Source organism: Gottfriedia acidiceleris, assembly GCF_036421055.1.
GTDB lineage: Bacteria > Bacillota > Bacilli > Bacillales > Bacillaceae_G > Gottfriedia > Gottfriedia acidiceleris_C.
In genome coordinates, this window is the sequence record NZ_JAZGQS010000004.1 from 65,960 (window position 1) to 83,933 (window position 17,974).

Sequence of the window (17,974 nt, forward strand, 5' to 3'; positions counted from 1 at the left end):
CGGCCGAAGCAATAAAGAAAGCGAGCGTTTGGTAAGTAAACTCAAAATGACCTCTTCTACCGAAGAGGTTATTTTGGTTTATTGGCTACTATAGTGTAAAATGATGTTATGAAAATAAAATGAAATGGTGATTTGTTTATGAATGAAGTAAATTTATCAAAGCGTTTAAAAAGAGTATTTGATTACATACCAGAGGGGACGAAATTAGCTGATATTGGATCAGATCATGCTTATTTACCTTGTTATGCAGTTTTAAATAAAAGATGTTCCTCAGCAATTGTAGGCGAAATTACTGAAGGTCCATATAATTCAGCACGATCTACGATTCGTCAAAGTGGGTTAGAAGGAATTGTGGAAGCTAGAATGGGAGACGGGCTGGAAGTTTTAGTACCTAACGAAGTAGATGTTATAACAATAGCTGGAATGGGTGGCTCTTTAATCTCTAGCATACTAGAAAAAGGTAAAGAAAAACTTCAAGGTGTTGAAACGTTAGTGTTGCAACCAAATATAGGTGCACATCAAATTAGAAATTGGCTTGATCATGAAGGTTATTCTCTAGTGGAAGAAGATATATTAGAAGAAGATGGAAAAATTTATGAAATTTTAGTTGCTTCTAAATCAAATCAAATTAGTGCATACGGAGAAAAGAAAGATATGGAGCTATTTATTGGTCCATACTTATTAAAGAATAAAAATGATGCATTTAAGAAGAAATGGGAGCATGAAAAAAATAATTTTGAAAGAATCTTAACTCAACTTGAATCAGCAAAACAAACAGAGGAATCAGTTCGGAAAATTAAAGAAGTTGAACAGAAACTTGCGTGGATAAAAGAGGTGCTTTCATGAAATCGATAAATGGTTTTCAGGTCGTACAGCAATTTGAAGAACTATTCCCTAAGCATTTAGCTGAGGAAGGTGATCCAAATGGTCTTCAAATAGGTACATTATCAAAACAAGTGACAAAGGTATTAATTGCATTAGATGTCACAAAAGAGGTTGTAGAAGAGGCAATTTCGATCGGTGCTAACCTAATTATTGCACACCATCCTATTATCTATCGTCCTTTAAAAAAGATTGATACAGACAGTGAACCGGGTAAAATTGTGGAACTTTGTATTAAACATGATATAGCTGTTTTTGCAGCACATACAAATGTTGATATTGCAGAAAACGGTGTGAGTGATTTTTTAGCCGAAGCTTTACAATTAGAAAATACGAGTGTTCTCGCTCCAACTTATGTAGAAAAATTAATTAAGTTAGTTGTATATGTACCGAAAACACATGCTGAAATTGTATTAAATGCTATTTGTGATGCTGGAGCGGGTCATATTGGTCAATATAGCCATTGTAGCTTTAGTTCGAATGGTACAGGAACATTTATGCCATTAGAGGGGACAACACCGTTTATTGGGCAACAGGGTCAATTAGAAGAAGTTGATGAGGTAAAACTTGAAACAGTTGTGCCACAATTAAAATTAAAACAAGTGCTTAAAGTGATGAAAAAAGCTCATCCGTATGAAGAAGTAGCGTATGATACATACACACTTGAAAATGAAGGTAAAACATTCGGGATTGGGAGAATTGGAAGCCTTAAAGAAGAAATTTCATTAGAAGAATTTGCGCATTATGTGAAAGGAAAATTAGATTTACAAGGTGTAAGAGTGGTAGGGAACTTAAGAGATCGAGTAAAAAAGGTAGCAATTGTAGGTGGAGACGGAAATAAGTTTGCATATCATGCAAAAAGAAATGGCGCAGATGTTTATTTAAGTGGTGATATATATTACCACGTGGCACAGGATTGGAAAATGCTTAATTTAAATATAATTGATGCAGGTCACAATATTGAAAAAGTAATGAAAACAGGTGTGAAACGTCTTTTAGATACTAAATTAAAAGAAAAAAACATGGCTTGTGAAATTATCGCTTCAACAATCCATACTGATCCATTTACATTTATTTAAATCTAAAAAATAGGACTTCCGGGTTAAAATCCAGAAGTCCTATTTTTTAGTCTTTTATTCTAACTTTAGGTAGTATTTTACTTAATTCTACTCCAGATTTTGTATCCCAAGTGCTTTCATCGTTTGGATCATACTTCTCTAAAAATGCAATAACTTCACGAGTGATCGGTGTTGGAGTAGAAGCCCCAGAAGTAACTGCTACAGTTTCAACGCCATCCAACCATTTTAACTGAAGTTCAGTTATATCTGAAATACGAAATGCCTTTGTTCCTGCAATTTCATGCGAAACTTGTGCAAGTCTGTTTGAGTTATTACTCATCGGGTCGCCTACAACAATTGTTAAATCTGCTTGCCCAGCTTGATCAGCAATTGCTTCTTGACGAACTTGAGTTGCCATACAAATCTCTTTATGAACATGAGCAGTCGGATATTTTTTAATTGCGTATTGAATTAATTCTACTACATCCCATTGGCTCATAGTTGTTTGATTTGTAATGATTATTTTATCAGTAGGAATATCTAAAGCATCAATATCGGATTTATTTTGAATTAGGTGAACAATCGAAGGGGCAATTCCAACTGCGCCCTCTGGTTCCGGATGTCCTTTTTTTCCAATATAAATAAAGTGATAGCCTTCAGCCATGCGTTCCTTAATTAAATCATGAGTTTTCGTTACATCAGGACAAGTAGCATCAATGGTCGTAAGTCCTTTTTTAATTGCTTTTGATTTTACTTCTGGAGAAACTCCGTGAGCTGTAAAAATAACAGTACCTTTTTCAATCTTATCTAAGATATCTAATCTGCTTGGACCATCTAAAGTAATGATACCTTCTTCTTCAAATGCGTCTGTAACATGTTTATTATGAACAATCATACCAAGTATGTATATTGGTCTTGGTAATGATGGATCTTTAGCTGCATTTCTAGCAATGACCATTGCATCTACAACTCCATAGCAATAGCCTCGTGGGGTAACTTTAATAACTTTCATGGAGTAGCCCCTCCTTTATAATATTGTTGTCATTTTTTATTATAAAGGAGGGAGATGCTACTATACAAAGAAAAAGAAAATTTACATAAACAATTTTGGTTTTGGATTTACGTTTGTTGCAGTTTCTTCAATATTATGAGTTGGTTCTACTGCTTTAGACTTAATTGGTACTTTTTTTCTTTTTTTTGGTTTTGTTTCTTCTGTTTGCACAACATCAATTATTTCATTTGAATCATTTTTTTTACTTTTTTTTGTGTCGACTGGGTCGTCGGTATTTACTGCTTTAAATATTTTATAGATTGAAGGAAAATTTTTAATAGCAGGAGCGTATTGTTGTATCATTGGCGTGACTTGTTGAGCCGCTTGAACAGCTCTTTGCATACCACCGATGACACCTGTAATAGAAGTGTCTCCTCCCATTAAACGCGAGAAAAACCCTGGACTGTCATCTTCTTCTTTTTCGGGTGGTTGCCCGGTCATTGGGTATAGATTTTGTGTTCCTTGTTGCTGATAATTACTACCGCCTTGAGGTTGCATTACTGGCTGATTTTGAAAAGGAACAGGTTGTAAAATTTTATTTTGACTTATATATTGTTGATGTGCGTTTAACTGCGGCTGATATGAAATTGGTTGCTGATAATGACCTTGTTGCCCAATAATTTGTTGGACAGGTGGATAAAACTGTTGTTGATGTTGTTGAAAAGGTTGCTGCACTGATTGGGGATATGGATATCGTTGATCAAAATTTGGTCTTGCACCGTATGGATTTGGTATATTTTGATAAGGCTGTTGATAACTATTATAAAAATTTGGACCGTTCATAGGAAAAGGCTGTTTATTTTTTTTCTTAAATTTATCAAGTAATCCCAATCTAATACCTCCTTTCTGGAAATACTCTTTATTACTTAGGCTATGCACATAATTTGAAATGGTTAGTATAGGACAGAATAAAAATTAAAATGCTACTAAAGAAGAAAGAAAAATTAGAATTAGCTTTATTGGGCAAATCTATTGTATAATAGATAATTGTAGCTATTTTGTACGAGGAGATAGATTCCTCAATACATAGAAAGTTTAAATTAAGAAGGTGAGTTATATGGCAATTTCATTTAAAAATTTTCAATTAAAACCATTTATTTTGGAAGCGATAGAGAAGAAACACTTTACAGAACCAACAGAAATTCAACAAAAGATCATTCCTCAAGTTAAAACTGGACGTAGTGTAATCGGACAATCGCAAACAGGGTCAGGAAAGACTCATGCATACCTAATTCCGACAATTAATACATTAGATCCATCTTTAGATCAAGTGCAATTAGTAATAACTGCTCCAACTCGTGAATTAGCGACTCAAATTTATAATGATGTTCAAGCGATCATTGAATGTTGTCCAGAAGATCAGCAATTAACTGCAAAAAACTTCGTTGGTGGAACTGACTACAAACGTACTGTTGAAAAACTAAAAAAACAGCCTCATATTGTAATCGGGACTACTGGACGTATTAAAGATTTAGTAAATGATAATGTATTATTAGTTCATACTACGAAGTATTTAGTAGTGGATGAAGCTGATTTAATGTTAGATATGGGATTTATCCATGATGTGGACCAAGTTGCATCAAAAATGCCAAAGAAATTACAAATGCTTGTTTTTTCAGCGACAATTCCTGAAAAGCTTAAACCGTTTTTGAAAAAGTATATGGAAAATCCTGAACATATTCATATTAACCCGCAACAACTTTCAGCTCAAAAAATTGAGCATATTATTGTTCCAAGCCGCCATAAAGATAAAGTTAAAATGGCTAAAGATATATTATTAAGTTTTCAGCCATATTTAGCAATTGTCTTTACAAATACGAAGAAAAAGGCTGAAGAAGTTGCGACTCAATTATCATCATATGGCTTAAAAGTTGGTCAAATTCACGGAGATTTAAGTCCTCGTGAACGTAAAAAAATGATGAAGCAAATTCAAGATTTAGAGTTCCAGTATATTGTTGCTACTGACTTAGCTTCCCGAGGAATTGATATTGAAGGGGTAAGTCATGTAATCAATGTTGAACTACCAGCAGATTTAGACTTTTATGTTCACCGTGTAGGTCGTACAGGGCGTGCAAACTTCTCTGGAACGGCTATTACAATTTATGATCAAGAAGATGAACAAGCATTAGATAAACTTCAAGATCGTGGAATTACATTTGAGCATCGTGAACTTAAAAAAGGTGAATGGGTTGATTTAGGACCTCGTTCAAAACGTAAACTACGTAAAAAAACTGATCGAAATTTAGATGCAGTTGCTGGTAAAGCAATTAAAAAGCCGTCTAAAGTAAAACCTGGCTATAAACGTAAACTGAATGAGCAAAGAGAGTCATTTAAAAATAAAGTGAAAAGAAAAACGAGCAGATAGTTCAGACTGCCCGAAAACGCTCGCTTTCTTCGTTGCTACGCCTGCCTGCTTAGGTGCTCATTACCGTCTAAGGTAACTCCGCGCCTCGAAAGACAAGCGCTTGCTATCAGTCTGAAAATAAGTCTACACATTGAAAGAAAGGAAGAATATTCCTTTCTTTTTCTTTTATTAACAGGCGAACAATTTAAACATAATTGATTTTCGTGTTAAAATGGTTACTATGATTAATTAAGTAGGAGCTGAAAGAATGTTACGAATAGGATCTCATGTTTCAATGAGCGGTAAGAAGATGTTTTTAGCCGCTAGTGAAGAAGCTGCAAGCTATGGTGCTAATACATTTATGGTATATACAGGTGCGCCCCAAAATACACGTCGTAAAGCAATTGAAGATTTAAATATTGAAGCGGGTTTAAAACATATGGCTGAAAATGGAATTGCTGATATAGTAGTCCATGCACCTTATATTATCAATATTGGAAATACTACAAATCCTGCTACCTATGAATTAGGTGTTGAATTTTTACAAAAAGAAATAGACCGTACAGCAGCATTAGGAGCAAAACAAATTGTATTACACCCGGGTGCTCACGTAGGCGCTGGTGAAGATGCTGGAATCGACAGAATTATTCAAGGTTTAAATGAAGTATTAACAGCTGAAACTCCAGTACAAATTGCGCTTGAAACAATGGCTGGAAAAGGTTCAGAATGTGGTAAATCATTCGAAGAAATAGCTAGAATTATGGAAGGTGTACACTACAACGATAAATTATCAGTTTGTTTTGATACATGCCATATTAATGACGCTGGTTATGATATCGTTAATGACTTTGATGGTGTCTTACAGCAATTCGATCAATTAATTGGGGTCAATAAAATAAAAGTACTTCATATTAATGATAGTAAAAATCCAATGGGAAGTCGAAAAGACCGACACGAGAATATTGGCTTTGGGTCGATTGGATTTAAAGCATTAAACTATATTGTTCATCATCCACAACTAATGGAAATCCCTAAAATTTTAGAAACTCCATATGTTGGTGAAGATAAAAACAACAAGGTACCACCGTATAAATTAGAAATTGAAATGCTACGCAATCAAGAATTCAATGAAAACTTAATTCAAGAATTATTGAATGCTTAATTCAAAGAACCAGCTCATTTTAAATAATGGGCTGGTTTTCTTTAATAAGGAAGCTCTGCAAATAAAATCTCGAAATCGCAATTAAAATTGGTCAAACTGCAATAAAATTCCCAAGAATCAAATTACCTATACCCCTTAAGGTATTATGACTTAAAAATCAGATAAAAGTAGAACATTTCAAATGAAAAACTGGTATGGTAAAAATGGTCTTAATCTTACTAAAATGAAAAAAACAGTTCATTATTTATAATTGATCAGTTACAAATAAAAAGCATTATAGATATATCCCCATGCTAGCACTAATAAAAAAGGCCATCCATATGTCAGTTAATCCGATTTATGAGACAGCCCATTTGATTTAGTTTATAATTCTATTTCTATAACCTTCTTTAACTTGCTATCCATATATGAAGCAATTATTTTTCCGTCTTTAATTCTTTTCACAGTGACAACATTACTAACTAATTCGTGATCATGTTCGTCTAAGTGCATTAATTTAATATAGACCACATGTGCCTTGTCACGTTCGATTAAACTACTAGCGATATTAAGAGCTAAGTTATGGCTTAAATCATCCATATGAAACATGTGCTTGAATTTCACTTCGTCATCTGTTTCTTTGTCTAAATAAATTATTTCATAATGTAGCTCATGCAAATCCATATTAATCCCTCTCATTTCGTTTTAGAATAGGTAGGTGATTCTTTGTATGAGCATTATATGATTTGTGAAATGAGTAGAGTTATAAATTAAAGCTTTTTAATGAACATTTTAACCAAGCTTAAGTTAGTTTTTGAAAAATAATATCGATTTGTTGTGCAGTGGCTTTAGAGGTAACATTAGCAATTTGGGAAAGAATTTGTTTCTTATGTTCAACGTCATAAATATTATAATTTTTCCCGTTTAATATTGCAGCCACTTTATTGGCTTGATCTGGGGTAATATACACTTGATATTGTTGACTTAATTTTAATAAATCCTTTGGTGTAATACTATTTACCTTTTTATTTATGAGAGTTTGGATAATATTCATTCTGAACCTCCTCTTAGGTGAAATATTTCATCAATTAATTTTATGAAAGCTTATGATAAATAATGAGCATAGGACACCAATCTCAATTGATTTATTTAAAACAGTGGGAGGTGTCGATAGAAAACTGTGCCATATCTATGTTTTCACATTGGGATTCAGATGCAACTTTAAATCCTCTTATTTGCGGTAATCTTTAACTGAATAAGTTTGGCGTTGAAGAATTTGAATGAGGAAACCTAAAAAGCGAATGAGCAACTCAATTAAACTATTAAAATAGGAAAAAGCTTGAATTCATAATAGAATTCAAGCTTAATTGTTTACTATTAGTGGATTGCTTTCTTCTTAAACTTTCCACCTTTAACATCAGCTATATTTCCGATTGCTACAAAAGCATTTTCATCATAGTCTTCAACAATTGATTTTAATTTTGCTTCTTCAAGCCTTGAAATGACTGTAAAGATGATTTTTTTATCTTCACCCATAAAGCCACCTTCGCCATGAAAGTATGTAACTCCACGACCTAATCGGGCATTTAATGCATCACCGATTTCTTTATCATTATCACTAATGATCCAAACAGATTTAGTATCCTGGAACCCTTCAATTGTTAAATCAATTGTTTTAAATGCTACATAATAGGCAATTAATGAATACATAGCATTATCCCATCCAAATACAAATCCTGCACTTCCAAGAATAAATACATTAAATGCCATAACAACCTCACCAATTGAAAAAGGTGATGATTTTGTTAAAAGTATTCCTATAATTTCAGTCCCATCAAGTGAGCCACCATTACGAATTACTAAGCCTACGCCAATACCTAAACCTAATCCACCAAATAATGCAGCTAGTAAAGGGTCATTAGTTAAATGAGGAATGTCCTTAAAAAGAGAGGTAAATACTGAAAGTACAGTGATACCAAATAAAGTTGAAATAGCGAATGTTTTACCGATTTGCTTATAACCTACTATTACAAAAGGTAAGTTTAACAAGAATAGAAAAATACCGAGATTAATCGAAGTAATATGGGAGAGGATCAAAGAGATACCTACGATTCCACCATCAATGATATCAGTTGGAATAAAGAATGCTTTTAAGCAAGCTGCCATCAAAGCAGCTCCTAATGTAATAAAAAACCCCCGTCTAATAATCTTAAAGTTTGAAAGCTTACGATGTGTAATTGCGTTCAAAAAACCACCTCTTTATCTATATTTATAGCTTAATTGTAACATATTGTATTTTTCATCACAAAGTGATAAGACTTGTTTTATTAAAAATGCATTAGAGAATTAAGGGGGAAAATCAATTAATAACCGATAAATATTTTGCCGAGTTTTCTTTGTTTACAAATAAGAAGTATTCTCTTATACTAAGAACTTGAAGTAAAACGTAATTATTCCTAAATAGATGAAGGTGTTTAAATAAATGAGTCAAGATATCATAAAAATTGAAGATTTGTCTTATAGCTATGAACGTCAAAAGGTATTAACAGACATTAATCTTCTAGTAAAAAAAGGAGACTTTTTAGGTCTAGTTGGTCCAAACGGTAGTGGAAAATCAACTTTACTAAAATGTATATTAGGTATCCAACAACCAGATGAAGGAAAAATAGAGATATTCGGTACTGATATCCGAAAAATGAAAAGTTGGGATAAGATTGGATATGTCTCTCAAAAAGCGAATAGTTTTAACTCCGGATTTCCAGCATCGGTTTTTGAAGTAGTATCATTAGGTCTTGTTTCTAAAATTGGATTGTTTAACGGTTTTAAACAGTCGGATAAACAAAAAGTCGTTGAAGCTTTAAAATCAGTTGGAATGTATGAATTTGCAAATCGAAATATTGGTGAACTTTCAGGAGGACAACAACAGCGTGTCTTTATTGCACGAGCACTTGTAAGTAATCCTGAACTATTAATACTCGATGAACCAACCGTTGGGGTAGATGCTGAAAATGTAGAAAGCTTTTATCAATTACTTAGCGATTTAAATACTAAGCTTGGAATTACTTTATTATTAGTTTCTCATGACATAGGCATTATTACTGACAAAGTATCACATGTTGCATGTTTAAATAAAAGATTACACTTCCATGGTAGTCGAGATACGTTTAAAGATGCTACTGAGAAGGATTTGTCTCTTCTATATGGCCATTCTGTGCATGTACTATCTCACAATCACGAGAATGGAGGAGATCGAATATGATGGATTTCTTTCATTATGATTTTCTTAGAAATACATTAATCACTGGTATGATTATTGGAATTATGGCTCCATTATTAGGTGTATTTGTTGTATTTAGAAGACTATCACTTATTTCTGATGCATTGAGTCACGTAACTTTATCAGGAGTTGCCGCAAGTCTTTTACTTGAAAAGTTTTTCTTTACATCTGGTTTTATTAGTCCTTTATTTATGGGGATGACATTTTCAGTTGCAGGAGCATTTTTAATTGAAAAATTAAGAAGTGTTTATAAACATTATCAGGAGTTAGCAATTCCAATCATTCTTTCAGGAGGAATGGGATTAGGTGTCATTTTAATTTCATTAGCTAATGGATTTAATACTGATCTATTTAGTTATTTATTCGGTAGTGTTAGTGCTGTGTCACAAGAAGATTTAATTACTGTCATAATTATAGCTGTTTTTGTAGTAATATCTATCATAGTACTTTATAAAGAATTGTTCTTATTATCATTTGATGAAGAATATGCAGTTGCTTCAGGTATTAATGCAAAATGGATTCATTATTTGTTTATCTTATTAGTTGCTTTAGTAGTATCCATTTCTATGAGAGTTGTAGGCGTTTTATTAGTATCTTCTCTAATGACTTTACCAGTAGCAGCGAGCATACGAATTTCGAAGGGGTTTAAGCAAACAATTTTCTTTTCAATTATTTTCGGAGAGTTTTCAGTTGTTGCAGGTATTTTGCTTTCTTATAATTTAAATCTCGCGCCTGGTGGTACGATTGTGATCCTGCAAATCCTTATTCTTATTTTTACTTTAAGTTTGAAGAAATTAAGAACAAGTCAAAGGTAGTGATTAAATGAAATTAGCAGATGCTTCAAAATTATTAAAAGAAAGAGGCTTCAAAAATACGCCTAAACGATATGATATGCTTGAATATATTTTTAGGCAAAATAAATATGTAACTGCAAGAGATATTCAACAGGCATTAAAAGATAAATACAAAGGACTTAGCTTCGATACAATCTATCGTAATTTATCAACATTTATTGAGGTTGATGTAGTAGAAGTTACAGAACTAGATGGTGAAAAACGTTTTCGATCGAAGTGTTCTTCTTCAGAGCACCATCATCATTTTATTTGTTTAGATTGTGGTAATACAAAAAGCATTTATAGATGCCCTATGGACAATTTATCTGTTGATTTACCAGGATATACAGTCCAAAGCCATAAATTTGAAATATACGGTCTTTGTCCAGAATGTAGTTGAAGTCTATTCACTTTAGAGAGTACAATTGTACTCTCTATTTATTTTAGGAACAAGTGTATATTACATAATTTCCCAACTTCGTTTATACTTTAATTTAGAAGTGAAATTAGTTTAATGAACTTAAAATAAGGAAGGAGTAGGTAGTATGGCAATAGGAGATTTAATTTTTCAGTTGATTGTATTTTTAATACCAGTTGCTATTATTATTTTAGTATTTATTTTTATTAGAAAAAATAGGCTTCAAATGCAGAGGATTGAAGCAAAGCTTGATAAGATCAATGAAAACTTAAAAAAAGATTAGGACCACTCATCTGATTGAAAGAAACTTTCCTTTATAATTCCAACATTTTCAAGACAATAAATGATTGTCTTTTTTTCTTTTTTAAGGTATAGTAAGTTTCATCTTATATGTTTAAATGTTTAAACGTATAATCTTTATTAGGATTAAATGACAAATAATATAAGTATGAAGAGTAAGGAGAAAAAAACATGAAGTCAAATGATACCGTATTAATTACAGGAGCATCTGGAGGAATTGGAAAAGAATTAGCTATTTTATTTGCAAAGGATGGGTTCGATTTAGTTTTAGTAGCAAGATCGATTGATAATTTAATGCAAGTAAAAAGTGAAATTGAATCAATGTCGAAAGTAAAGATTCGTCTATTTTCAAAAGATTTATCTAAGGAAGAGGAAATAGTTTCTTTACAAAAGGAATTAAATGCTGAAAATATTCAAGTTGATTACTTAGTAAATAATGCAGGGTTTGGATTATTTGGGGAGTTTGCCACTACAAATTTAGACGATGAGTTAAACATGATTGATTTAAATATTCGTACTGTTACACATCTTACAAAACTGTTTTTAAAAGGGATGCTTGATCGAAATAAAGGCGGAGTAATGAATATTGCATCTACTGCAGCATTTCAACCTGGGCCATTAATGGCTGTTTATTATGCAACAAAGTCTTATGTTCTTTCTTTTACAGAAGCACTTGCGAATGAAGTGAAAGGAACAAATGTTAAAATAACAGCTGTTTGTCCTGGTGCAACAGAAACGAATTTTGGAAAGCGTGCAAATATGCATGAATCAAATTTATTTCAAAGTGGAGTAGGGAATGTAAAAGATGTAGCTAAAGTAGGTTATAATGGATTTAGAGATGGTAAGACAATTGTGATACCTGGGATGACAAATAAAATTCTGGCAAATTCTGTTCGATTCATGCCAAGAAAATTAGTTACGAATGTTGTAAGGTATATCCAAAGAAGAATATAATTTATTAAAACGACTCAGACATAGATGGCTGAGTCATTTTTTTTGCGGTTAAATTAAGTATGAAATACTAACTAAGAATTTTCGAACATGGAATTGTAGAACTATGTAACAAGCAATGTGTTCAATAATAGGTAATTAAAATGATATTATTTCTGCCCGGCAGGGTGTGTAAATACTTGGAATAATACGCCAAATTTGTCGACTACTTTACCATAACATGGGCTAAATCCAGTATCTTGTAATGGTAATTCTACTTCGCCACCTTCTGAAAGGCCCTCGAAAAATCGTTTTGAAATTTCAATTTCATTTGTGGAAATACAAATTGTTACTTGGTTTCCACTTTGGAACGGGTAACCAGGATAAGCATCTGAAAGCATTAATACTGATTCTCCGATTTGGATCGTTGCGTGCATGATTAAATTCTTAGCATCAGACGGTATCTTTCCTTCTGAATCTTCTCCAACTTCTCCATAAGTTTGACTGAATAATACCTTTGCATCAAGTGCTTTTTCATAAAAGTTGATTGCTTCTTGAGCATTTCCATCCATGATTAAATAAGGGATTAATTCTAATGACATGTCCCGCTTCACTCCTTTGTTAAAAATTATTGTTCTTGTCTATCCATTGCCATATTCTCTTCTATCCATATCTAAATTATAAAATAAAGAACATACGTTTGCAATACGAGTTGAATTAAATTTTTTTCGACATAAAACGAGAACTTTTGTTCTTTTTTATTTGTTAATTTTTCCGTTAAATAGAGGGGAATTGTCTCTATTGTTGAATAGTATGCATTAGGGCAAGATGTTTAATAAACTTATAGCCTAGGAGGCTGAGTGGATTGCAGGAGCTCAAAAAATATAGAAGAAATGTCTTCATATTATTGTTTGTTATATTTATTTCATTAATAGGACATTTTGCGAACTCATTGCCAATTGTTAGCAGAAGAATCTTAGAAGGGATTTTTTGGCTATCGCTAATTAGCTGTTTTGGAATTATTACAAATGGAGTGATTAAGTTTAGTCAAAAAATCGGTAAATTAGCCTATTTCTTTGTTTTAGGTAGTTTAATTAGTGCGATTTTTGCATTTACAATCGAAACTTTAAATACGATAAAGGTTATAGCATTTTATATTTATTATATTTGTCTTTTTGCGAGCTTAATGACTGGTGTAGTTGCGATTATAAAAGAAGAAAAAGGGTTAGCGAAATTATCCGGATTTATACTAATGTTCTTATTTGGACTAATTTTTGTATGTACTTTTATTGTGTGGAATATAAATGGTGCACAATATTAAGCGTCAGACTGCTTTCCAAACGCTTGTAAAGAGTCTACTAATCAAGTTTTTAAGTTCTACTTTCACTAGATACTGCTATTAATTTTTCCATCTAGAAATAGATGGTTTTTTATTTTTTCTATTTAAAAAAGGTATTAAGTTACATTTATAGAATAGGTGAAATATTGATTGAATTACCTATTTGCAAGTAGAGATAATATAAACTTAAATTACAGAATATGATGGGGGACAGATATGAATAAGATGTTATGGAATTCACCTGAAAACTTAAAAGCATTACTTACAGAGCTAGTTGGCTGGAAAAGTATAACGCTGACAGCTGGGGAAAGGGAATTTCCTGTTAATTTATTTAACAAGCTATCTGCTTTAAAATATTTTAAAGACTTACCACATCAACTGAAATTACATGATTCAGATAAAGGTCGAAAATTTTTAACTGCATTGTATAAAAGGCCAGATGTAAAAGATACAATTTGTCTGATAAGTCATTTTGATACGGTAAATACAGAGGAATATGGTGAGCTTGAACATTTGTCTACAAAAACAGATGATTTAACAAATGCTTTTCATGAAAGGCTAAATGAATTATCAAAAGAAGTTCAAAGTGATTTGGAATCTGGAGAATATTTATTTGGTCGTGGTTCGATGGATATGAAAATGGGACTTGCGATGCATATGAGTATAATTGAGAAAGCTAGTATTGAGGAATGGCCAATTAATCTTTTATTATTAACTGTTCCTGATGAAGAGGTAAATTCGACTGGAATGCGTGACGCGGTCTCAACACTTGTAAATCTTCAAGAAGAATATGATTTGAATTTTAAATTATTTTTAAATGGTGAGCCCGTATTTTCACAAGAACCAGGTGATCCAAAGTATTATATTTACTCTGGTACAATAGGTAAAATAATGCCAGCAGCATTATTTTATGGTAAAGAAACTCATGCTGGTGAACCATTAAGTGGTATAACATCTCCATATATTGCATCTTTTTTAACTAGAAAAATGGAGTGGAATGAGGAGTTTCAAGAGATTGATTTTGGTGAGAAGACTCCGTTACCTGTTACATTACAGCAGAAGGACTTGAGGTTGGAGTATTCAACTCAAACACCATTTCGTACATGTGCTCTATACAATGTGTTTTTAATGAAAAGGAATGCTTCTGATGTTTTTAATTTATTCGAAAAAATAGCACATGAAGCTGCTGAAGAATGTAGTTTTGAATATGAAAATATTTGTAAAAAACATAACGTAAATCCAATTGGAAAAGTAAAAGTTATCCAATATTCAGAGTTGCAGCAATATGCTATCAAGAAGCTCGGCGAAGAATATGTGTTGAACCTGAAAAAAGAAATTCATTCGCACAGTGAGTGGGATGATCGTGAAAAGTCCTTTCGAATTGCAGACAATTTAATGATTGAATGTCAGGAGCTTGCACCTGCTATTATCATTTTATTCGCACCACCTTATTATCCAGCAATAAATTCTACTGGAGATGAGTTAGTGGAGCAGTGTATTAAATTTTCTTCTGAGCTTGCTAGTAGTCAGTTTAATTTACCCGTCAAACGTATTCACTATTTTAATGGAATAAGTGACTTAAGCTATGTTAATTACAGTGATTCGACTGGCGGATGGGCAGCATTCGAGTTGAACACACCAGTATGGGGAGATAGTTATACTTTACCTTTTCATTTAATGGAAAAATTAAATGCCCCAGTGTTAAATATCGGACCGTTCGGAAAAGATGCTCATAAGTTAACTGAGAGGCTACATATGAGAAATGCATTTGAAGAAGTGCCTTATATAGTCGAAGAAGTGATTCATATGATTAGTAAGATAAAATGAGAAAAAGTAAACCTTCTAAAAAGAAGGTTTTTTTATTTAATATTCAATTTCTTCAATATCCTTTGGCTGAGGAAGTGGTTGGTTATTTTTTTGGCTCTGATTAATATTATTTATTTCGTCTTCTCTTCTTTCTCTTATCATGCTGTTTTGCGTTTCGCGATTTTTCAATTTAATTTGCTCCCTTCACTTCGATTACTATTAATTTGTGCAAAATTTACTAAATTATTAGAAGTTTGTGGGGCGAAAATGTTCAGTGACAGCTAATTTTTTTAACCTTTTATTTCTGCTTTTTGATTAAATAGTTGATTAAAAATGGATTGCCACTCATCTTGGCTATTTATTTCAGTTAGACAGATTCTATGATTTTTGGTTACTTTTAATTGGTGATCTGATAATGAAATTCTTCCTTCTTTCGTTAATAAGTTGACGATTTTATATTGGGTAAAAATTGTTTCATTACTAGTTTGGATGTAATGAAATTGTTCTTCGAATTGTTGGAGCTGTTTTGGGATAATTGTAATGAATAGTAAATCTCTCCAAATTCTATTAAATTTTTGAAGTATAAAATTCGAATCGTCTTGTTTCATCATTCGATAGGACCCGTTTGAATCTGAGTATTCATATTGGTCACGAAGCAAGAGTGGTTCTAAAAAGCCTCCACCAATTCCTACGTCTGCGAGATAGTTTTGATCGTCAATTTTTACTAATAGAGATAAATGTGAGAATTCAGGATTCCAACACTGTTTTTCTTCATTCCAAAATTTAGTTGAAATAAAAGATACATTGAAACCTAATTCCTGTAGAACTGTAAAAAGTAATGAATTCGTTTCAAAACAAATTCCACCACGCTTACCTGTAGCTATTTTTTTCATTATGACAGACGGATTCATTGAGAGTGGTATATGAGAAATAATATCGATATTTTCAAAAGGTATTGAAAGTAAATGGTGCTTGTGAATTTGTTTTAATGAGGAATATGAAATTGTTAGGGGTTTATTTAAACAGATGTGTTTAAAATATGACTCGATTAGCATGCAATCCTCCATAAATTTATTGTAAATAGTAAATATATTGAGTATACAATGAGGATTGTATAAAAAGTGAAAAATAGGTGAAATAATTTTAAATTTTCTAAAATCATAGTTGACACATAGGAATAGTGTGTTTATTATTAAGCTTATATAAAAAATCAATATGGCTGATTGGAAGACCAAAGGCCCTTAACTATTTTCATTAGTTAAGGGTCTTTTTTGCACTTTAAAAAGGATAAATTGGCAGCGCTAAAAGAGTACTCACTGTAGCGACCAATTATAAAGTAAAAGTGCAACTAGCGTCTCGGCCTACGCCTAAAAGGCTAGGCAATCGACGAGCTTTCTTTACATTTGTGCCTTAAAGGGGAGATTTTAATGTGTTGAAGTGTAGAGATGGTACAAATAAAAATCAAAAAAATTGAAACTGATAGGGGTAGATCATTGTGGGCGCAAAGAAATGGATTATTAGCTCGGTAGTTGTTGTTTTAGCAGTTTCGGGAGTATTGTATGCGACCTTGAAGGATGATAAATCTGAGGTTACTAATACTGGAGCTGCAAATAAAAAAGTAGAATTGTTAAATGTTTCTTATGATCCAACTCGCGAATTATATGAAAATTATAATAAAGTTTTTAGTAAATATTGGGAAAAAGAACATAACCAAACTGTAACAATTAAACAGTCTCATGGTGGTTCTGGGAAGCAAGCTAGGGCAGTAATCGACGGTTTAGATGCTGATGTCGTTACATTAGCTCTTGGATATGATATTGACTCAATCAATGAAAAGGCACAACTAATATCTCCTAATTGGCAAAAAGAATTTAAATACAATTCAACACCTTATACATCAACAATTGTTTTTTTAGTAAGGAAAGGAAATCCGAAAAATATTAAGGATTGGGATGATTTAACGAAAAAAGGAGTTCAAGTAATTACTCCAAATCCAAAAACGTCCGGTGGTGCAAGGTGGAATTATTTAGCTGCTTGGGGTTATGCAGACAAAAAATATAATGGTGATGAGAAACAAGTTAAAGCGTTTATGAAGAAATTATATAAAAACGTTCCAGTATTAGATACTGGTGCACGTGGTTCAACAACTACATTTGTTGAAAAAGGAATTGGAGATGTATTAATTGCATGGGAAAATGAAGCACTACTTTCAGTGAAGGAATTAGGTGAGGGGAAATATAAAATTGTTTATCCTTCAATTAGTATTCTAGCTGAGCCACCTGTTGCGGTTGTTGATAAAAATGTGAAGGAAAAGAAAACGGAAGAAGTGGCAAAGGCCTACTTATCTTATCTTTATAGTAAAGAAGGTCAAAAGATCATTGCAAAAAATTATTATCGACCGAGAGATAAAGAGATACTCGCTAAATATAGTGCACTATATCCTAGCCTGCCATTATTAACAATTGATAAAGATTTCGGAGGATGGAATAAAGCTCAATCGAAGCATTTTAATGATGGCGGAGTATTCGATCAAATATATCAATAATCACGTAATTCGAAAATAAGGAGGACATTGGACTTTATTAGGCGTTTTAC

Annotated in this window: 20 protein-coding genes; 12 read left to right on the forward strand and 8 right to left on the reverse strand. The window is 32.4% G+C overall.

All coding sequences use genetic code 11. The annotated features are described in order from the left end of the window. Nucleotides 1-138 precede the first annotated feature (138 nt). Nucleotides 139-846, forward strand: a complete 708-nt coding sequence (locus RAH41_RS07325; protein ID WP_331221567.1) for a tRNA (adenine(22)-N(1))-methyltransferase TrmK — start codon at nucleotides 139-141, stop codon at nucleotides 844-846. Next, nucleotides 843-1,961 carry a Nif3-like dinuclear metal center hexameric protein gene (locus tag RAH41_RS07330; protein WP_331221568.1) on the forward strand — a complete coding sequence of 373 codons (1,119 nt, stop codon included), beginning with the start codon at nucleotides 843-845 and terminating at the stop codon, nucleotides 1,959-1,961. Before RAH41_RS07325 ends, RAH41_RS07330 begins: the two co-directional genes overlap by 4 nt. A gap of 46 nt (nucleotides 1,962-2,007) precedes the next feature. Here the strand turns inward: RAH41_RS07330 and RAH41_RS07335 are convergent, their stop codons facing one another. Further along, nucleotides 2,008-2,952: a 4-hydroxy-3-methylbut-2-enyl diphosphate reductase gene (locus RAH41_RS07335; RefSeq protein WP_331221569.1), complete on the reverse strand. Its 945-nt coding sequence runs from the start codon at nucleotides 2,950-2,952 to the stop codon at nucleotides 2,008-2,010. An 81-nt stretch (nucleotides 2,953-3,033) separates the two neighbouring features. Then, nucleotides 3,034-3,822, reverse strand: coding sequence for a VrrA/YqfQ family protein (vrrA, locus tag RAH41_RS07340; protein WP_331221570.1), 789 nt, complete (start codon nucleotides 3,820-3,822; stop codon nucleotides 3,034-3,036). A gap of 226 nt (nucleotides 3,823-4,048) precedes the next feature. On the opposite strand from vrrA, the gene RAH41_RS07345 reads away from it, so the two are divergent. Next, nucleotides 4,049-5,356: a DEAD/DEAH box helicase gene (locus RAH41_RS07345; RefSeq protein ID WP_331221572.1), complete on the forward strand. Its 1,308-nt coding sequence runs from the start codon at nucleotides 4,049-4,051 to the stop codon at nucleotides 5,354-5,356. Between the two features lie 247 nt (nucleotides 5,357-5,603). After that, on the forward strand, nucleotides 5,604-6,497 hold the full coding sequence (locus RAH41_RS07350; protein WP_331221573.1) for a deoxyribonuclease IV: 894 nt from the start codon (nucleotides 5,604-5,606) through the stop codon (nucleotides 6,495-6,497). A 363-nt stretch (nucleotides 6,498-6,860) separates the two neighbouring features. On the opposite strand, the gene RAH41_RS07355 is transcribed toward RAH41_RS07350, so the two are convergent. The 3 genes from RAH41_RS07355 to RAH41_RS07365 all read right to left on the reverse strand — a co-directional run bounded on the left by RAH41_RS07355 (nucleotide 6,861) and on the right by RAH41_RS07365 (nucleotide 8,723). Continuing rightward, nucleotides 6,861-7,160: a hypothetical protein gene (locus RAH41_RS07355; RefSeq protein WP_331221574.1), complete on the reverse strand. Its 300-nt coding sequence runs from the start codon at nucleotides 7,158-7,160 to the stop codon at nucleotides 6,861-6,863. Nucleotides 7,161-7,278: 118 nt separating this feature from the next. Beyond that, the gene (locus RAH41_RS07360; protein ID WP_331221575.1) at nucleotides 7,279-7,530 is read right to left on the reverse strand and encodes a DUF2624 family protein; all 252 of its coding nucleotides are present in this window, start codon (nucleotides 7,528-7,530) and stop codon (nucleotides 7,279-7,281) included. A gap of 323 nt (nucleotides 7,531-7,853) precedes the next feature. Continuing rightward, nucleotides 7,854-8,723 carry a YitT family protein gene (locus RAH41_RS07365; RefSeq protein WP_069034159.1) on the reverse strand — a complete coding sequence of 290 codons (870 nt, stop codon included), beginning with the start codon at nucleotides 8,721-8,723 and terminating at the stop codon, nucleotides 7,854-7,856. Nucleotides 8,724-8,958: 235 nt separating this feature from the next. On the opposite strand from RAH41_RS07365, the gene RAH41_RS07370 reads away from it, so the two are divergent. The 5 genes from RAH41_RS07370 to RAH41_RS07390 all read left to right on the forward strand — a co-directional run bounded on the left by RAH41_RS07370 (nucleotide 8,959) and on the right by RAH41_RS07390 (nucleotide 12,258). Continuing rightward, nucleotides 8,959-9,735 (forward strand): metal ABC transporter ATP-binding protein, encoded by a 777-nt coding sequence (locus RAH41_RS07370; RefSeq protein WP_331221577.1) that lies wholly within the window; start codon nucleotides 8,959-8,961, stop codon nucleotides 9,733-9,735. Next, the gene (locus RAH41_RS07375) at nucleotides 9,732-10,568 is read left to right on the forward strand and encodes a metal ABC transporter permease (RefSeq protein WP_331221578.1); all 837 of its coding nucleotides are present in this window, start codon (nucleotides 9,732-9,734) and stop codon (nucleotides 10,566-10,568) included. The genes RAH41_RS07370 and RAH41_RS07375 overlap by 4 nt, the downstream gene beginning before the upstream one ends. A gap of 7 nt (nucleotides 10,569-10,575) precedes the next feature. Further along, nucleotides 10,576-10,986, forward strand: a complete 411-nt coding sequence (locus tag RAH41_RS07380; RefSeq protein ID WP_069034156.1) for a Fur family transcriptional regulator — start codon at nucleotides 10,576-10,578, stop codon at nucleotides 10,984-10,986. Between the two features lie 145 nt (nucleotides 10,987-11,131). Further along, nucleotides 11,132-11,287 (forward strand): hypothetical protein, encoded by a 156-nt coding sequence (locus tag RAH41_RS07385; protein ID WP_331221580.1) that lies wholly within the window; start codon nucleotides 11,132-11,134, stop codon nucleotides 11,285-11,287. 188 nt (nucleotides 11,288-11,475) lie between these two features. Then, nucleotides 11,476-12,258, forward strand: coding sequence for an SDR family oxidoreductase (locus RAH41_RS07390; RefSeq protein WP_331221582.1), 783 nt, complete (start codon nucleotides 11,476-11,478; stop codon nucleotides 12,256-12,258). 146 nt (nucleotides 12,259-12,404) lie between these two features. Here the strand turns inward: RAH41_RS07390 and RAH41_RS07395 are convergent, their stop codons facing one another. After that, the gene (locus tag RAH41_RS07395) at nucleotides 12,405-12,836 is read right to left on the reverse strand and encodes a VOC family protein (RefSeq protein ID WP_331221583.1); all 432 of its coding nucleotides are present in this window, start codon (nucleotides 12,834-12,836) and stop codon (nucleotides 12,405-12,407) included. Nucleotides 12,837-13,099: 263 nt separating this feature from the next. Between RAH41_RS07395 and RAH41_RS07400 the strand changes: the two genes are divergently transcribed. Continuing rightward, a complete protein-coding gene (locus tag RAH41_RS07400; protein WP_331221584.1) occupies nucleotides 13,100-13,555 on the forward strand; it encodes a hypothetical protein in 456 nt (151 codons plus the stop codon). A gap of 234 nt (nucleotides 13,556-13,789) precedes the next feature. Continuing rightward, on the forward strand, nucleotides 13,790-15,400 hold the full coding sequence (locus RAH41_RS07405; protein WP_331221585.1) for a M20/M25/M40 family metallo-hydrolase: 1,611 nt from the start codon (nucleotides 13,790-13,792) through the stop codon (nucleotides 15,398-15,400). Between the two features lie 36 nt (nucleotides 15,401-15,436). Here RAH41_RS07405 and RAH41_RS07410 read toward each other — a convergent pair whose 3' ends face one another. Continuing rightward, entirely contained in the window at nucleotides 15,437-15,568 is a 132-nt protein-coding gene (locus RAH41_RS07410) for a hypothetical protein (protein ID WP_331221587.1), read from the reverse strand. Between the two features lie 101 nt (nucleotides 15,569-15,669). Then, nucleotides 15,670-16,434 carry an arylamine N-acetyltransferase family protein gene (locus RAH41_RS07415; protein ID WP_331221589.1) on the reverse strand — a complete coding sequence of 255 codons (765 nt, stop codon included), beginning with the start codon at nucleotides 16,432-16,434 and terminating at the stop codon, nucleotides 15,670-15,672. Nucleotides 16,435-16,871: 437 nt separating this feature from the next. Here RAH41_RS07415 and RAH41_RS07420 point away from each other — a divergent pair, with 437 nt between their 5' ends. Beyond that, the gene (locus RAH41_RS07420) at nucleotides 16,872-17,924 is read left to right on the forward strand and encodes a sulfate ABC transporter substrate-binding protein (protein WP_419471578.1); all 1,053 of its coding nucleotides are present in this window, start codon (nucleotides 16,872-16,874) and stop codon (nucleotides 17,922-17,924) included. The last annotated feature ends 50 nt before the right edge of the window (nucleotides 17,925-17,974 follow it).

Bases quoted from the DNA above. Each gene is read 5' to 3' on its own strand.
- RAH41_RS07415 (WP_331221589.1), bottom strand. From the start codon at position 16,434: ATGCTAATCGAGTCATATTTTAAACACATCTGTTTAAATAAACCCCTA.
- RAH41_RS07335 (WP_331221569.1), bottom strand. From the start codon at position 2,952: ATGAAAGTTATTAAAGTTACCCCACGAGGCTATTGCTATGGAGTTGTA.
- RAH41_RS07345 (WP_331221572.1), top strand. From the start codon at position 4,049: ATGGCAATTTCATTTAAAAATTTTCAATTAAAACCATTTATTTTGGAA.
- RAH41_RS07330 (WP_331221568.1), top strand. From the start codon at position 843: ATGAAATCGATAAATGGTTTTCAGGTCGTACAGCAATTTGAAGAACTA.
- RAH41_RS07390 (WP_331221582.1), top strand. From the start codon at position 11,476: ATGAAGTCAAATGATACCGTATTAATTACAGGAGCATCTGGAGGAATT.
- RAH41_RS07380 (WP_069034156.1), top strand. From the start codon at position 10,576: ATGAAATTAGCAGATGCTTCAAAATTATTAAAAGAAAGAGGCTTCAAA.
- RAH41_RS07360 (WP_331221575.1), bottom strand. From the start codon at position 7,530: ATGAATATTATCCAAACTCTCATAAATAAAAAGGTAAATAGTATTACA.
- RAH41_RS07385 (WP_331221580.1), top strand. From the start codon at position 11,132: ATGGCAATAGGAGATTTAATTTTTCAGTTGATTGTATTTTTAATACCA.
- RAH41_RS07350 (WP_331221573.1), top strand. From the start codon at position 5,604: ATGTTACGAATAGGATCTCATGTTTCAATGAGCGGTAAGAAGATGTTT.
- RAH41_RS07395 (WP_331221583.1), bottom strand. From the start codon at position 12,836: ATGTCATTAGAATTAATCCCTTATTTAATCATGGATGGAAATGCTCAA.
- RAH41_RS07405 (WP_331221585.1), top strand. From the start codon at position 13,790: ATGAATAAGATGTTATGGAATTCACCTGAAAACTTAAAAGCATTACTT.
- RAH41_RS07355 (WP_331221574.1), bottom strand. From the start codon at position 7,160: ATGGATTTGCATGAGCTACATTATGAAATAATTTATTTAGACAAAGAA.
- RAH41_RS07370 (WP_331221577.1), top strand. From the start codon at position 8,959: ATGAGTCAAGATATCATAAAAATTGAAGATTTGTCTTATAGCTATGAA.
- RAH41_RS07325 (WP_331221567.1), top strand. From the start codon at position 139: ATGAATGAAGTAAATTTATCAAAGCGTTTAAAAAGAGTATTTGATTAC.
- RAH41_RS07375 (WP_331221578.1), top strand. From the start codon at position 9,732: ATGATGGATTTCTTTCATTATGATTTTCTTAGAAATACATTAATCACT.